The sequence below is a fragment of the Marinomonas profundi genome, assembly GCF_020694005.1.
Classification (GTDB): Bacteria; Pseudomonadota; Gammaproteobacteria; order Pseudomonadales; family Marinomonadaceae; genus Marinomonas; species Marinomonas profundi.
Genome location: NZ_CP073013.1, coordinates 1,100,841 through 1,114,393 on the forward strand (window position 1 = coordinate 1,100,841; position 13,553 = coordinate 1,114,393).

The 13,553-nt window shown below is 48.1% G+C and carries 16 protein-coding genes; 2 read left to right on the plus strand and 14 right to left on the minus strand.

Annotated elements, in window-relative coordinates; translation table 11 throughout:
- Positions 1–128: 128 nt before the first annotated feature.
- From J8N69_RS05050 to J8N69_RS05065, 4 genes are all read right to left on the minus strand, one after another.
- Positions 129–614, minus strand: coding sequence for a DUF423 domain-containing protein (locus J8N69_RS05050; RefSeq protein WP_227803982.1), 486 nt, complete (start codon positions 612–614; stop codon positions 129–131).
- Between the two features lie 3 nt (positions 615–617).
- Positions 618–1,601, minus strand: coding sequence for a WD40 repeat domain-containing protein (locus tag J8N69_RS05055; protein WP_168825516.1), 984 nt, complete (start codon positions 1,599–1,601; stop codon positions 618–620).
- Positions 1,573–2,043: a sigma D regulator gene (rsd, locus tag J8N69_RS05060; RefSeq protein WP_168825514.1), complete on the minus strand. Its 471-nt coding sequence runs from the start codon at positions 2,041–2,043 to the stop codon at positions 1,573–1,575. Before rsd ends, J8N69_RS05055 begins: the two co-directional genes overlap by 29 nt.
- Positions 2,044–2,146: 103 nt before the next feature.
- On the minus strand, positions 2,147–2,653 hold the full coding sequence (locus J8N69_RS05065; protein WP_168825512.1) for a disulfide bond formation protein B: 507 nt from the start codon (positions 2,651–2,653) through the stop codon (positions 2,147–2,149).
- Positions 2,654–2,932: 279 nt separating this feature from the next.
- Here J8N69_RS05065 and J8N69_RS05070 point away from each other — a divergent pair, with 279 nt between their 5' ends.
- Positions 2,933–3,358 (plus strand): flagellar basal body-associated FliL family protein, encoded by a 426-nt coding sequence (locus tag J8N69_RS05070; RefSeq protein WP_168825510.1) that lies wholly within the window; start codon positions 2,933–2,935, stop codon positions 3,356–3,358.
- A gap of 88 nt (positions 3,359–3,446) precedes the next feature.
- On the opposite strand, the gene J8N69_RS05075 is transcribed toward J8N69_RS05070, so the two are convergent.
- The 7 genes from J8N69_RS05075 to cbiB all read right to left on the minus strand — a co-directional run bounded on the left by J8N69_RS05075 (position 3,447) and on the right by cbiB (position 8,116).
- On the minus strand, positions 3,447–3,731 hold the full coding sequence (locus J8N69_RS05075) for an oxidative damage protection protein (RefSeq protein ID WP_168825508.1): 285 nt from the start codon (positions 3,729–3,731) through the stop codon (positions 3,447–3,449).
- Between the two features lie 128 nt (positions 3,732–3,859).
- Complete coding sequence (locus tag J8N69_RS05080) at positions 3,860–4,192, minus strand: DUF1904 family protein (protein ID WP_168825506.1); 333 nt, start codon at positions 4,190–4,192, stop codon at positions 3,860–3,862.
- A 49-nt stretch (positions 4,193–4,241) separates the two neighbouring features.
- Entirely contained in the window at positions 4,242–4,649 is a 408-nt protein-coding gene (locus J8N69_RS05085; protein ID WP_168825504.1) for a DUF2914 domain-containing protein, read from the minus strand.
- A gap of 295 nt (positions 4,650–4,944) precedes the next feature.
- Positions 4,945–5,442, minus strand: coding sequence for a xanthine phosphoribosyltransferase (gene gpt, locus J8N69_RS05090; protein ID WP_168825501.1), 498 nt, complete (start codon positions 5,440–5,442; stop codon positions 4,945–4,947).
- A gap of 93 nt (positions 5,443–5,535) precedes the next feature.
- Positions 5,536–6,048 (minus strand): bifunctional adenosylcobinamide kinase/adenosylcobinamide-phosphate guanylyltransferase, encoded by a 513-nt coding sequence (gene cobU, locus J8N69_RS05095; RefSeq protein WP_168825499.1) that lies wholly within the window; start codon positions 6,046–6,048, stop codon positions 5,536–5,538.
- On the minus strand, positions 6,045–7,151 hold the full coding sequence (locus J8N69_RS05100; RefSeq protein ID WP_168825497.1) for an aminotransferase class I/II-fold pyridoxal phosphate-dependent enzyme: 1,107 nt from the start codon (positions 7,149–7,151) through the stop codon (positions 6,045–6,047). Before J8N69_RS05100 ends, cobU begins: the two co-directional genes overlap by 4 nt.
- A complete protein-coding gene (gene cbiB / locus J8N69_RS05105; RefSeq protein ID WP_168825495.1) occupies positions 7,136–8,116 on the minus strand; it encodes an adenosylcobinamide-phosphate synthase CbiB in 981 nt (326 codons plus the stop codon). The genes J8N69_RS05100 and cbiB overlap by 16 nt, the downstream gene beginning before the upstream one ends.
- Positions 8,117–8,196: 80 nt before the next feature.
- Here cbiB and J8N69_RS05110 point away from each other — a divergent pair, with 80 nt between their 5' ends.
- Entirely contained in the window at positions 8,197–9,711 is a 1,515-nt protein-coding gene (locus J8N69_RS05110) for a cobyric acid synthase (RefSeq protein WP_168825493.1), read from the plus strand.
- A gap of 139 nt (positions 9,712–9,850) precedes the next feature.
- Here the strand turns inward: J8N69_RS05110 and J8N69_RS05115 are convergent, their stop codons facing one another.
- The 3 genes from J8N69_RS05115 to mutY all read right to left on the minus strand — a co-directional run bounded on the left by J8N69_RS05115 (position 9,851) and on the right by mutY (position 13,542).
- On the minus strand, positions 9,851–11,221 hold the full coding sequence (locus tag J8N69_RS05115; protein WP_227803983.1) for an MATE family efflux transporter: 1,371 nt from the start codon (positions 11,219–11,221) through the stop codon (positions 9,851–9,853).
- A gap of 72 nt (positions 11,222–11,293) precedes the next feature.
- Positions 11,294–12,475: a chromate efflux transporter gene (gene chrA, locus J8N69_RS05120; RefSeq protein WP_168825491.1), complete on the minus strand. Its 1,182-nt coding sequence runs from the start codon at positions 12,473–12,475 to the stop codon at positions 11,294–11,296.
- Between the two features lie 17 nt (positions 12,476–12,492).
- On the minus strand, positions 12,493–13,542 hold the full coding sequence (mutY, locus tag J8N69_RS05125) for an A/G-specific adenine glycosylase (RefSeq protein WP_168825489.1): 1,050 nt from the start codon (positions 13,540–13,542) through the stop codon (positions 12,493–12,495).
- Positions 13,543–13,553 lie beyond the last annotated feature (11 nt).

Here is a 13,553-nt window from a genome sequence, read left to right on the forward strand (position 1 = left end):
CAGCCACTTTTAGACCTAGGTCGGCCATTAATTTGGCACGCATAGCCATTAATTTGGCACGCATACTACCGGAAAAACGACATTATGTCCTGCCTTGGCGAGGATTTTATGATGCCTTGAGGCGAATTTTAGGTGTCTTCAGACAATCGTTGCCATAGCTGCCAGACAAGCCAACCCCAAGCAAGTAAATAACACAAACCGCCCAAAGGTGTCATCATTCCTAGCAAGGTATAGCCCGTTAACGCCATCACATACAAGCTGCCCGCGAACAACAAATTACCAACAAAAAACAGCACCAAAATACACTTTGAAGCTGGCAAATAGGCAAACAGCGCCGCGACAATAAGCCCACCAAGCGCATGATACATAAGGTACTGACTGGCTGTTTGCCACCACGCCAAGGCATTTAAACCAAGCACATCAACAAGAGCATGAGCACCAAACGCACCAGCGGCAACTGAAATAAACGCCTGCGCCGCAAATACCGCCGCCCATCTTGGTGATGATTTTTTAGCGCTAGAAGAGCATGACAAAGGAGATGAGGGCTGTGAAGAAGAAAAAGAAGAAGGCTTTTTCGCCATCGTATCCGAAGGTGTAGCGTGATCTTGAGACATGAATTATTCCAGTACGTTTAAATAACCATTACTGCCAATGGCGTAAAAACGATTGCCAGGACTAAATGCTAAAGACAATACACTCGACCCTGCAGGCCGCCCCGTTGGCATATAAAGATCCCATTCTTTCTGGGTGTCGCCCGTACTCACTTGAAGCAAAGCCACTCGACCATTAACCCCACCAATCAAAAGTGATCGATTATCCGCTGAAAAGACGGCTTGGCTGATCGTCATTTTTCGATGTTGCAAGCCCCCCGTATCAATATCAGTCAGTTCTTTTCCATCTCGGGTAGACCAAATTTTTGCATTACCCAACTGTGCGGCAGCAAAGGCATATCGACCATCGGCAGACAAAGCCACACTGGCAATATTGTTGCTTAACGTCCACTGCTGTATTTTTTCACCCGATTGCATATTCCACAAAATCACCTTGGATAAATCATCGCCAGTAATGCCCAACGCACCATCTGATGACACATCCACCGCACGAACCGTCGCCCCCGTGCGTAAAGTGTGCTTTATACCGCCATTTTTAACATCAAAAAAACGGGCAGTTTGATCATTCAACCCCACCAAAGCGTGGTCGCCATTTTGGGTGAGCTTTAGCGATTGGATATCCCCCGGCGTCGTCCAAAAACCTTCAGCGCTCCCGGTTAAGGTACTCCACAAGACCAAGGTTCGAGCACCACCAGTCGCGGCAAATTGTCCACTAGGGTCGATATCTACGCCGATAATAGAAGAATATTCACCCGGCGCATGATTCCAATTAAAACGGCGCTCATTAATGGCATTGACCCAATAGCTGCCACCATGCTGAATAGACCCAACCAAGGCCGTCGCACCATCGTCACTTAGCGCCGCCGAATAAAATCCCTGCTCGGCGTATTTTGCCGTACGAACAGGGGACTCAGCAGAACAAGACAGCAACGCGACGCAACAGACAGCGATTAAACCCAGTTCACGCGCTTTTTTCACTGTGCGCTTCATGTAATTCCTTAATCAACTGATCTTCATACTGAAATCGCTCAGCCATCACAAGAATCAGCGCCTTAAGGGAAAATGGCAAAGCTTCAAGCTGAGAATTGCAATGTTCCTTGGTATCGTACTTATCGTTGAACTCGACACTCACTTCCGTTGTAGCCTCAATTTTAGGTAACAGCTTGCGCAACAAAATCAACGCACTGTCGTCATGAAACTCCTTGGCTTCCAATGCAAGCTGCTCATAAACGGAAAAATGCCCCACCGACACATAGTCCACCAGCATCTCACACAGAGATTGAATTTTGAGTGTATCTGTCGGCGTAAACTCGCCACGATCACGCAAATAAATACACAACTCAATGAGTTGGCGACGTTGCTCAAGCCAACGATCAATCATCTCGTGGACTCCACCCCATCGCTCTTGGGCTGTTTTACAACCTTCTAACATATCTAGACTCCATCGCGCGTTTATTATAATTGGCTTTTTTCAAGCATATTCCGATCTGTTACCCCCTGCAAGACAAACGCTTGAGAGGATTTGTAACCTTTTATTAGAAAATTGTTCTTTTCGTCGGCTGCAGCCCAATCACGATATTAACAAGCGCCATACCAACAAACGCCATCAGGGTCCAACCGGGAATGCTAATGCCAAACAGCGTCCAAGACACCTCACCACACTCCCCAGTCCCCATCACCATTGCCTGCATGATTTCTTGCCATGGAAAAACCTCAAACATATAACTTAGCCCAGGCAAACAAGCCGGTAACTGATCCGCCGGAAGAGACTGCAAATACAAATGTCGAAGCGCCAACGCAGCCCCCATAAACGACAACATCACCACAACCCAAGCGCACACTTTTCGGGCTTTTTTACTGGCAGTCAAAAAAGAAACCAGCGACACCACACCCACAGAGAAAAAGACAATGCGCTGGAACATACAAAGTGGACAAGGTTCCAACCCCATTTGATATTCCATATAAAAAGCCACAGCCAACAACGCAAATGCAGCAAAAGCAACCAAACCATGAAAGCGACGAGCAGTTAAAAACGCAAACATATACAACAATCCTTACATTGACGACATTATAACGTTGACTCTTATTTGAGTAGAATTTATTAAAGTAGACTTTATTTGAATAGACTCACTTTGAATAGACAATATTTCAGTTAGCACCCATTAGCTTGAGAAGGCGCGAAAAACAGACGTAAAGGGCTAGAAATCTGGGACACAAAAATATCAGACAGTGGAAAAATCAGAAAGTGCGAAATTACTACTGACAGCACGCTTTAATGACAGTTAGTATACTGTCTATTAGATCGAATACGAGAATCCAACATGTCATTAAAAATATCAAGCAACAACAAGCCGCTAGCACGCTCGTTGTTACTGCTCGGCCTGTTTATCGGCTTCCCCCTTCACGCCGAAGAGGAAGCCTCCGCAATACCAGCTTACATTGAGCTCAAACCCGACTTTGTCGTCAATCATCAAGCCAATGACACAAGTCTAAAATACATTAAAACCAGCATTAGTATTCGAACCCAAGAGAGCCAAAAAGCGCTCATTGAAGCCAACATCCCTCTGGTAAGGGACGCGTTAGTGATGTTTCTTAGCGCGCGAACAAAAGAACAAGTAAGTGGCGCAATAGCACGCGAGAAGACTCGTGAGGAAGCCGCCGCAGCGGTGAATAGCGCATTAGAGGAAGAGACTGGGAGAGCCCCAGTACAAGATATTTTATTTACCAGCTTCGTCACCCAACAATAGACAGCGTGACAAACAGATGAAGGGGCGACATAAATGCCGCCCCTTCAATCAAGATGTTAAAGAATCAAGACGTTAAAGAATAAAGGCGTTAAAGCTCGGTAATATCGTCAGGACTCACATAGCCTGACACTTTATCCGTGGCTTCGTTGTTGAAAAACTTATCCATTTGCCCCATCACATATTGACGAGACTCTGGTTGCATCAGGTTCAACTGTTTCTCATTGATAATCATAGTTTGCAATAGCTGCCACTCTTGCCAAGCCTGCTTAGACACATTTTGTAAAATTTCTTGGCCTTTCGCCCCTGGCAATGGTGCGCGATCTAATGCTTCCATCTCTTGCTGATATTTTTTACAAAAAACCGTATTTGCCATAACAACCACTCATCATCAAAAAAGGACAACATTCATCATGGCGCCCACACACCAAAAATCAAGGGCAAACCCATCACAAACTCAACTCACAGCTGGCTAAATTTACAGCCAACTCAACTTATAACCGACTAAAAATGCTCGCCGTTTTCATAATAGTCTTTCCCTTGTAGATCATGAAACAGCACGGTAATGTCTTGCCCGCTATCAACCAATGGCCGAACTAGCTCTTCGATAGCCAAGGCGACTTTGCGTTTTACCTCGTCACCTCGATCAAACCACAGCACATCAAAAAACGGATACGCAGGCGATGCCCCGCCCACCGCCAAATAGGTTGTTGCTTGATACTCAAGCGTAAAATGTGAATTAGGGGTATCGGTTATTTCCGCTAAATTTTCGACTAAAATATCCGCAATGGACTCTAATTCATCAAACGCTAAACCACGTACACGTAAATGAGGCATAAAAAACCTTACTCAGATAAAACAATAGAATAGAGAATCAGCCAACTTTTTATTCACTGTCGACATAATCAAAAGAGCGCGTTTCTATCACCATACCGTCCTGCACCACGTCCACACGCCATTTGCCATCAAACCCTGGCATTAAGCGTTTACTGGACCAAACTCGCCAACGATCACCACCAATATCGAAGCCAACTTCTGCCTGCTCTTCACCGTCCAAACTCCAGCGGTGGACCACTTGGCTGCCTTGCATATCACGCAAATCCGTAAAGAAGTACACTCGTTGAATCTCGCCATATTCCACTTTCACCGCTGCACCAATATCATCAATTGGTTCACGATCTACCACATCGGTTGAAAACTGCGCACGGGCGACCGTGCCTTCTGCCCATGCTGGCAATATCGTTGCAAACGATAAAATGCCCGCTAAAACCACTTTCGTTAACGTTTGCCACATAATGAAATCCTATTGTTGTGTTGTTGATAGGTTTTGCTGTTGATCACATAAAAAACTTTCGACGCTTTATTTTGTGCCTGTTCAATTGCATGTCTGTTTATTTTACACCTGTTTATTTTACACCTGTTTATTTTACACCTGTTTATTTTATAAAAAGGTCACTAATAACGTTAGCTCAAAATACGGTAAAAACGCTCGTTCTGTGTCATTTTACATGACAAAGGTCTTTTTGTTTATAAGACCTTTGTACGGGGTTCCCCACAACATGGGCTGGACCACACCGCTGACAATGGCGTTATTTTCCTTGACGATCGGCCAAAGGCGTAGAGAAAGTGTATTCCATATCCCAAGGAAAACGAATCCAAGTATCTTGACTCACTTCCGTGATAAAAGTGTCGACTAATGGTTTACCAGCGGGTTTGGCATAAATCGTAGCAAAGTGAGCTTTTGGTAGCATTTCACGCACTTTCGCGGCCGTTCGCCCCGTATCAACAAGGTCATCCACCAGAATAAACCCCTCGCCGTCACCTTCTACGCCTTTTAATACAGTCAGCTCGCCTTGCTTCATCGCCGCGTCACCTTGTTCGTCGGCGCCGTAACTGACGACGCAAATGGTGTCGATCAAACGAATGTCCATTTCACGACACAAGATCGCCGCCGGTACCAAACCACCACGGGTAATGGCAATAATACCTTTCCATGGGCCTTGCTCAAGCAAGCGCCAAGATAACGCACGAGCATTTCTGTGTAATTCTTCCCAAGACACGGGAAAATCTTTTGAATAAGGGATCATCTTCAAGGCTCCTACACTTTCACTTTTCCCTAATGGCTTGATGCCATCAGATAAAGATAAAAGACAAAACAAAATGGGTTGGAATAGGCAAGATTAGGATTTTAGCGGTAGAGGTAGCCCGGCCGCAACAAAAGTTACCCGATCGGTCAATTTTGCTAACGCTTGATTCATCTCGCCGGCTTCATCAGCAAAACGCCTCGCCAGCGCATTCATCGGCATAATCCCCAACCCCACTTCACTGGACACCAACACCAAATCTCCTTCAAATCGCTCAACCGCCCTCAATAAGGCGAGTTTTTCTGCTGTCAATCGAGCCTCGTCTTCTAAGCACAATACATTCGTCAACCACAACGTAAAGCATTCGACGATCACCGCTTGCTCAGGCGAATTAAGAGAATCCAATACCCTGGCCAACGCCAAGGGTTCTTCGATGAGTTGCCAGTCACTCGGCCGATTGTCTTTGTGTCGGCGCACACGATCCGCCATTTCGTCATCCCACACCTGAGACGTCGCCACATAACAGACGGATTTTCCGCTGGCCGCGATCTGCTCTTGGGCAAACGCACTTTTGCCACTTCGAACCCCACCTAGCACAAGATGCTTCATGCCAGCTCACCTCTTGAATAGCCACTTCCTGCTGCGCCCTTCAACAAGCGAATCAACGCACTATTCAGAGCATCCATTTCATCCAAAGCGGGTAACGCCACCCGAATCCAGCCTTCGCCTAAACGGGTGTGAACACCCACCTGATGCAGCATTTCAAATACCTCTGCGGCGTCCTCATGACGGTCGAGGAACCAAGTGATAAACAAGGGATTCAGCACACTGTCTTGGGAATCAAAAATCGTATTCAATTTCGGCATAACCCGTTCAACAAATGCCGCTTGTCGTACTTTCAAGTCTTGCAAAGCATGAGACTGCCACGCTTGATCCGCAAACGCCAAGCACACCAAATGCAAGCTTGGCGTGGCAACAGGCCATGGCCCCAGTAAATTTTTCAGCGCTGCCTGCCATTTTGGCGCACAAAAAACGAACCCCACTCTTGCGCCCGCCAAACCAAAAAATTTTCCCACCGAGCGCATGACAAACAGGGATTCACTCAAGTCTGCCGCCTTTTGCTGGTGTAACACACTCAACTCAGGACTGGCATCAATAAAGGCTTCATCCACCACTAAACTAGCGCCCTGTTGTTCTGCATGGGCAATCAGCTGAGACAAAATCTTAGCAGGAGCAATCTCTCCAGTCGGATTGTTCGGCTGAATCACCACCGCCACCACCCATTGCTGCGTCAGTAATTCCTCTAACGCGTCGTAATAAGCAATGTCATAGCCCCATTTTTGCCAAGCAAAAGCATGTTCCTGATAACCAATACGCGGCACAAGCACCGTTTGACCCGTTAAATAACCCGATTCCCGCAACAGCGCTGGCAGAGATTCGATAATATGCTGCGAACCTGCTCCAATCGCAGTGGGGCGACGACCAAAATAACGCTCAGCCTCATCCAACAAGTCCGTTTGATCCGGCAAGTCCATCCACAAAGAGGCAGGGATCTCAGGGATCGGCCAAGGCTCTCGATTACAGGCGGAGGACAGATCCAACCAATTTAACGCGTCATTACCTACTTTACGCTGCCAATAGGCTAAATCCCCGCCATGCTTAGGTGCTGTGAGCTCAAGATTCACAAAGGGACGCTTTAAATTAACAGGCATATTACCAATCCCCATAAATACACGCTTTTATCCACTAACCAAATCGCCTCTTTTAGATGCTTAGATGACGGTGGCTCTCCTTCTCCTAGAGTCGGTCGAGTTTCTATTTTACCAAAATACGGCGCCTCACCGCCTAATTGAACCCCCAAGGCACCCGCACCAGCGGCCATAACAGGGCCGGCATTCGGGCTTTTCCAACGCGCTGAAGGACGACGAGCGCTACGAATAGCCGCCCGCCAATGACCACATGCTGCGTAGGTGTAAACTACCAATCGCACCGGCAAATAATTCAGCACATCATCAAATCGCGCGGCAAACCAGCCAAAATGCAACAAAGACTCGGTTTTGTAGCCCCACATAGCGTCTAGGGTATTGGCCAAACGGTATAACAAAGCCCCTGGAGCGCCCAACAGGACAAACCAAAAAATCGGCGCAAACACCGCATCGCTGCCATTTTCCAATACCGACTCGATGCCCGCCTTCGCAACGGCAGACTCGTCTAAATTTTGTGTATCACGACTGACGATATAACTCACCGCAAGACGCGCCTCGTCGAGTTTTTCAGCCGTCTTTTCAGCCGTCATTCCAGACGATAGTGGCACGGCGGATAATGGCGTATAAATCGCCAACGCGTGCTCCCGCAAACTCTGCCAACCAATGGCAAAATACAACACCACAATAGACAGAATCACATCCAGCAGATTGGGCAATAACCAAAATAAAGCGAACAAGATCAATAACCAAGGCAGTACGGCGATCAACCACGCCAAGACGCCAACCATACGTTGACGAGCATAAGACGTGTCTAGAGGCAATTGAATGTGCTGGCGACACAAATCCACCCAGCGACCAAACCAGATCAACGGATGCCAGCCTTTGGGTTCGCCTAACCAGCGATCCAACACCAAGGCCGCCAACACCATCAGGCTGTTCGCAGATAAAAAGTCAAAAATTGAAGTCATCATGAATATAGGTCGTTTTTCACATAACAGAACAATGAGGTAGAATTCTATCACCTTATTGATTTAAAGCGTGATGACTCTACATGCCAGCTTTTAGTTTAATGGTCCAAGGGACCACGTCCGATGCCGGAAAAAGCACCCTAGTAACGGCTTTATGCCGTTTATTTGCCCGTCGAGGCATTCAGGTCGCGCCTTTTAAACCACAAAACATGGCATTAAACAGCGCCGTCACGCAAGACGGCCATGAAATAGGCCGCGCCCAAGCGGTACAAGCCTATGCCGCAGGGCTCGAACCCCATGTGGACATGAACCCCATCTTACTCAAACCCAATACCGACGTCGGTGCTCAAGTCATCATCCAAGGCAAAGCCGTAGGAAACATGGACGCCGTGGGTTATCACCAATATAAAAGCATCGCCAAAATCGCGGCGTTAGATTCTTACTATCGCCTTGCCGATCAATACCAAGCCGTGCTGATTGAAGGCGCAGGCAGCCCGGCAGAGATCAACCTACGCGCCCGCGACATTGCCAACATGGGTTTTGCCGAGAGTATCGATTGCCCGGTTATTATTATTGCCGACATCGACAAAGGCGGCGTTTTTGCGCATCTGGTTGGCACCTTAGCGTTACTCAGTCCCAGCGAGCAGGATCGTGTTATTGGCTTTGTTATCAACCGTTTTCGGGGCGATATTAGCTTGTTGCAATCTGGCTTGGATTGGCTCGAAGAACGCACCGGCAAGCCCGTTATTGGCGTCTTACCTTATTTAAAAGGTTTTCACCTAGAGTCCGAAGACGCCGTCGCCCACAGCCCAGTAAAAACCGACGCCAACACCAAACTCAACGTCGTTATACCCATCATGCCACGCACCAGCAACCATACGGACTGGGACGCGTTACGCCTTCACCCCAATGTACAAGTCACCTTGGTTGGCGCAAACCAAACCATTCCTCCTGCCGATCTGGTTATCTTACCGGGCAGCAAAAGTGTGCAAAGTGATTTGGCATTTTTACGTCAAGAAGGCTGGGAAGCGTATTTAAATAAGCACCTGAGATACGGCGGAAAAGTCATGGGTATTTGCGGTGGCTTCCAAATGTTAGGGGAAAGCTTACTCGACCCCTATGGTTTAGAAAACCAACACGCCAACACGCAAGCGGCGGGCCTAGGTTTTATCCCCATGAGCACGGTTCTAGAAAAAGAAAAACAGCTCAAGCAACGCCAAGGTTATCTACAAATCGAAGCAAAACAAGCTCAACTCACGGGGTACGAAATTCACTCCGGCGTATCAAGCTTTTCGGCCGACACACAAATCAAGCATTTTGCGGTCTTGGAAAACGGCGAAACAGAAGGCTTTATTTCCGCAGATGGCAACATCATAGGCACCTATTTACATGGCATATTCGACCACCCAGACGCCCTACAAGCCTTGCTAAACTGGGCTGGCATCGACCAAGCCACCGCATTCGACTACGACCAATACCGCAACGCCGAAATCAACCGCCTCGCCGACAGCGTCGAACAACACATCAACATCGACACCCTGATCCAACAATGCAAAGCCTTCCCCGCAGGTCAGATGAATCGAGAAACGCAAATATAATCTGACGGTAAAAAATGAAACTTCGTGGTGGTGTTTTCGTCGGCCGGATGAGGGCGGCACGACCGTTATCCGACGTTGAACGCCGCTTTTTTTCAAGTAAGCATCTTCGTTCCTCGATTCATCCGGCCTACGGGTTGGCCTACGCCACTTCCCGTGGCGAGGCAATGCGTTTGCCTTCATAACGACGTAAAACAATCTGGAAGCGGACGATTAGAATCGCGGCTAACAAGGTTAATCCAGCGCCTAAACCAATGTAAAAACCCCGCAATGATAAGGTCTCGGCCCAAGGGCTGTAATGGGACAACCAAAAGCCAAACGGGATACTTAAGCCAAACAAAGACACAGCAAAGGCGATCATGGTTGAGCGCGTATCACGGAAGCCTCGTAGCGCTCCGGTGAACACGGTTTGCAACATATCGGGAAATTGGTAACAAGACGAGATCAATAAAATACTCGCCGCCAACGCCACGACTTCAGCATTGTTGCTGTAAATGTACGGGATCTGATCATGAAACAGCTGTGTAATGGTAAAACAGATGCCCACGTATAAAAGCCCCAGCCAGACAATCACTCGAATACGCTTTCTAACGCCATCAACGCCTTCTTTCGACATGGCTTTTGCCACTACAATCGCCGTCACTGCGCTCATTGCCATCATGGGCGTAAACAAGAAAGACGTGTAAGACATCACAATCTGGCCGCCGCCTAACGCCAAATCGCCAAACGACGAAATCAGCCAAGTCATCGACGAAAACAGCCCCACTTCAAACGCAAAAGCAAAGCCCGCTGGCGCGCCAACGTTCAACAAAATGCCAAACTTACGCGTATAGCGCCACACCAAGCGGGTAAATAAGGGCGCTTTATTAATAAAACGGTCATACACAAAAAACAAGGTCACCGCCAAATACAAAGACAAGGCAGACGCCAGCGCCGCGCCTTTAGCGCCCATTTCAGGAAAGCCGAAATGGCCAAAAATCAACACATAGTTGAATAACACATTCAACACTATCCCCAAGCTGGCGACAAACAACGGAAAGCCTGGGCGCCCCGCCGCTTCAAATAAATTCTTGTACGCCGTCATCAGTGCCAACATAGGTAACGCTGGCGCAAAAATATACAAATACGCAATAGAAACCTGTCTTGTTTCCTCTTCTGTTGCCATAAGTCCAGCAAAATACGGCAAGAGAGTAACCGCGACCAAACTTGCCAACACCCCAAGCACAACCGACAAGCCAATGGCTTGTGACATATAAAGATTCACCAGTTTAGGTTGTCGACCATGTAAATGCCGCGTTACCAAGGGCGTAATACCAAACGTCAGTCCAATCAAAAAACACCCTACTGGCAACCATAAACTCGACGCCAAACCCACCGCGGCCAAATGCAAGGCACTGTAATGCCCCAACATAATGGTATCCACCACGCTAATCGACAACTCCAGTGTCATCGTCAACACCATAGGAAACAACAAATGCAACACTTCTTTCAACACAGGAAAACGCTTAATCACACATCACCACCGACTATCCATAGAAAAACGCGCCATGCCTTTTATTAGCAAGCACTCGCACCATCACGGCCGTTACCAATAACCTTGCACCAGCCCAATAAAAACAAACACGCCAATCACCTTAAAAATCGACGGTCGTTTGTATTTCAGCCACACAAAACCGGCCACAACAAAAATAACATCCCCTATACTGACCAAACTTGATGTCGCAATGGGATGATACAAGGCCGCTATCAATATACCGACCACGGCGGCATTTAAGCTGCCAACGACACCGCGGCATCGTACATTGCTCGACAAACGCTGCCAGACATTCTGCGCACCTAACATCAACAATAAGCCGGACAAAAACACCGCCACCGTAGCCACGCCAGCCCAAAGCCAGATGTTTCCACCTTGTGGTGCCGCCGAAGCTCCCAGAAAACTGGCCATGGTGAACATAGGACCGGGCACCGCTTGTGCCGCCGCGTAGCCGACCAGCAAGTTGGCATCCGACACACGATCGGAAACAAAAGCCGACAGCATAGGCAACACCACATGCCCACCGCCAAACACTAAAGCCCCCGCTTGATAAAATTCAGCAAACAAACCACTAAGCCCAGTATCCAATACAAAACTGAGCAAAAACAAAGCCCCCGCAAGCAGCACAAAGAACCCGGCAAATCTCACCTTAGGCAAAGGATCATCGTGACTCGTTGTCGAAGCGGATAGAAAAAAGCCCACACAAGCCGCAATGCACAACACCACTAAACTGGCAAAAGCCAATGGAAAAACAATCAGAAAAGCCGCACTCAATAGCGCCATCAACGCCATTGTTTTGCGCTGGCAAAACGACCGCCACATGCTGACACACGCATCCGCTACCACCACCACAGCGAGTAATTTTAACGCCTGTACCACGCCATCAAAAACGCCATTGCCTTGCCAGTAATGCCCAAATTGCACCAATAACACCATGACCACAAAAGACGGCAAGGTAAAACCAACAAACGCGGCCAGACCGCCCATCCATCCTGCACGATGATAACCCAACGCAAAACCCACTTGGCTCGAACCAGGCCCTGGTACAATCTGGCTCAACGCTACCCATTGCGCATATTGAGCGTCACTCGCCCATTGTTTGCGCTTAATAAAAGTCTGATTAAAGTAACCAAGATGGGCGGCAGGCCCACCAAAGCTGGTAAAACCCAACAGGAAAAAGGCGATAAACACCTCAAAGACACGATTGAAGTAGGGGCGTTGTTGGTCTGACATAAAACAAAAGTCTCAAATTAATTAATCTGTTCTAAGATACTTCTGACAGGCGCGGGTAAGCCTAGCGCCATCGCATCTTGCGGGCTAAACCACTGGTATTTATCGCCTTCCATCACGCCATTCACTGCAGCGACCTGAATCTGGCTGGGCACAATATCCAAATGATAATGGCTAAAAGTATGTCGAAAAGGTGACAGGGGAATGACGCGTTTTACTTGGGTCGCAAAACGCTGCTCGGTGTGAAGCACGATGGATTCGTCCAATGCCAGTTCCGGTAGGCTCCATAATCCCCCCCAAATCCCCGTCGACGGGCGTTTCTCCAACAACAGCTGCCCTTGGAGATTCACCAACACCAACAGCTGAATACTCTTCTCTGGCTTGGCGGCTTTTTTGGGCTTTCGAATAGGAAACTGAGTTGGATCTTGCGTACGTCGAGCTTGGCAATCTGCCTGTAAAGGACACAATAAACATTGCGGTTTGGAACGAGTACACAGCGTGGCGCCCAAATCCATCATGGCTTGAGTATAATCGCCACAGCGCTCGCTCGGCATATAATATTCGGCTAAGTCCCACATGGCCTGTTCGGTTTTTTTATCACCGGGCCACGTTGGCACCGCATGAAAGCGCGCCAACACCCGCTTCACGTTGCCATCTAGAATCGCGGCTTGCACACCGCGCGAAATCGATAAAATCGCCGCCGCGGTTGAACGCCCAATCCCTGATAATTCACACACACCTTCAACGGTTTGCGGAAACTCACTGTCGAATTCATCCACCAGCCGTTGCGCCGCTTTGTGCATATTACGCGCCCGAGCGTAATAGCCTAAGCCACTCCAATGCGCCAACACCTCATCCTGATCTGCCGCCGCTAACGCCTCAACGCTTGGAAACGACGCCATAAATTTATGATAATAAGGAATCACTGTCGTCACTTGCGTTTGCTGCAGCATGATTTCCGAAATCCAAACACGATAAGGCGTTTTATCGTCTTGCCAAGGCAAACTTTTACGCCCGTGCTCATCAAACCACGCTAAAACACGGGGCGCAAAATTCTCAACTGGTTGCATGTATCTCTCAC

What these genes read in the sequence shown, in the direction of transcription:
- J8N69_RS05055 (WP_168825516.1), bottom strand. Translation starts at nt 1,601, where the DNA reads ATGAAGCGCACAGTGAAAAAAGCGCGTGAACTGGGTTTAATCGCTGTC.
- J8N69_RS05085 (WP_168825504.1), bottom strand. Translation starts at nt 4,649, where the DNA reads ATGTGGCAAACGTTAACGAAAGTGGTTTTAGCGGGCATTTTATCGTTT.
- J8N69_RS05050 (WP_227803982.1), bottom strand. Translation starts at nt 614, where the DNA reads ATGTCTCAAGATCACGCTACACCTTCGGATACGATGGCGAAAAAGCCT.
- J8N69_RS05065 (WP_168825512.1), bottom strand. Translation starts at nt 2,653, where the DNA reads ATGTTTGCGTTTTTAACTGCTCGTCGCTTTCATGGTTTGGTTGCTTTT.
- chrA (WP_168825491.1), bottom strand. Translation starts at nt 12,475, where the DNA reads ATGTCAGACCAACAACGCCCCTACTTCAATCGTGTCTTTGAGGTGTTT.
- rsd (WP_168825514.1), bottom strand. Translation starts at nt 2,043, where the DNA reads ATGTTAGAAGGTTGTAAAACAGCCCAAGAGCGATGGGGTGGAGTCCAC.
- J8N69_RS05070 (WP_168825510.1), top strand. Translation starts at nt 2,933, where the DNA reads ATGTCATTAAAAATATCAAGCAACAACAAGCCGCTAGCACGCTCGTTG.
- J8N69_RS05075 (WP_168825508.1), bottom strand. Translation starts at nt 3,731, where the DNA reads ATGGCAAATACGGTTTTTTGTAAAAAATATCAGCAAGAGATGGAAGCA.
- J8N69_RS05100 (WP_168825497.1), bottom strand. Translation starts at nt 7,151, where the DNA reads ATGCCTGTTAATTTAAAGCGTCCCTTTGTGAATCTTGAGCTCACAGCA.
- J8N69_RS05110 (WP_168825493.1), top strand. Translation starts at nt 8,197, where the DNA reads ATGCCAGCTTTTAGTTTAATGGTCCAAGGGACCACGTCCGATGCCGGA.
- mutY (WP_168825489.1), bottom strand. Translation starts at nt 13,542, where the DNA reads ATGCAACCAGTTGAGAATTTTGCGCCCCGTGTTTTAGCGTGGTTTGAT.
- cobU (WP_168825499.1), bottom strand. Translation starts at nt 6,048, where the DNA reads ATGAAGCATCTTGTGCTAGGTGGGGTTCGAAGTGGCAAAAGTGCGTTT.
- cbiB (WP_168825495.1), bottom strand. Translation starts at nt 8,116, where the DNA reads ATGATGACTTCAATTTTTGACTTTTTATCTGCGAACAGCCTGATGGTG.
- J8N69_RS05080 (WP_168825506.1), bottom strand. Translation starts at nt 4,192, where the DNA reads ATGCCTCATTTACGTGTACGTGGTTTAGCGTTTGATGAATTAGAGTCC.
- gpt (WP_168825501.1), bottom strand. Translation starts at nt 5,442, where the DNA reads ATGATCCCTTATTCAAAAGATTTTCCCGTGTCTTGGGAAGAATTACAC.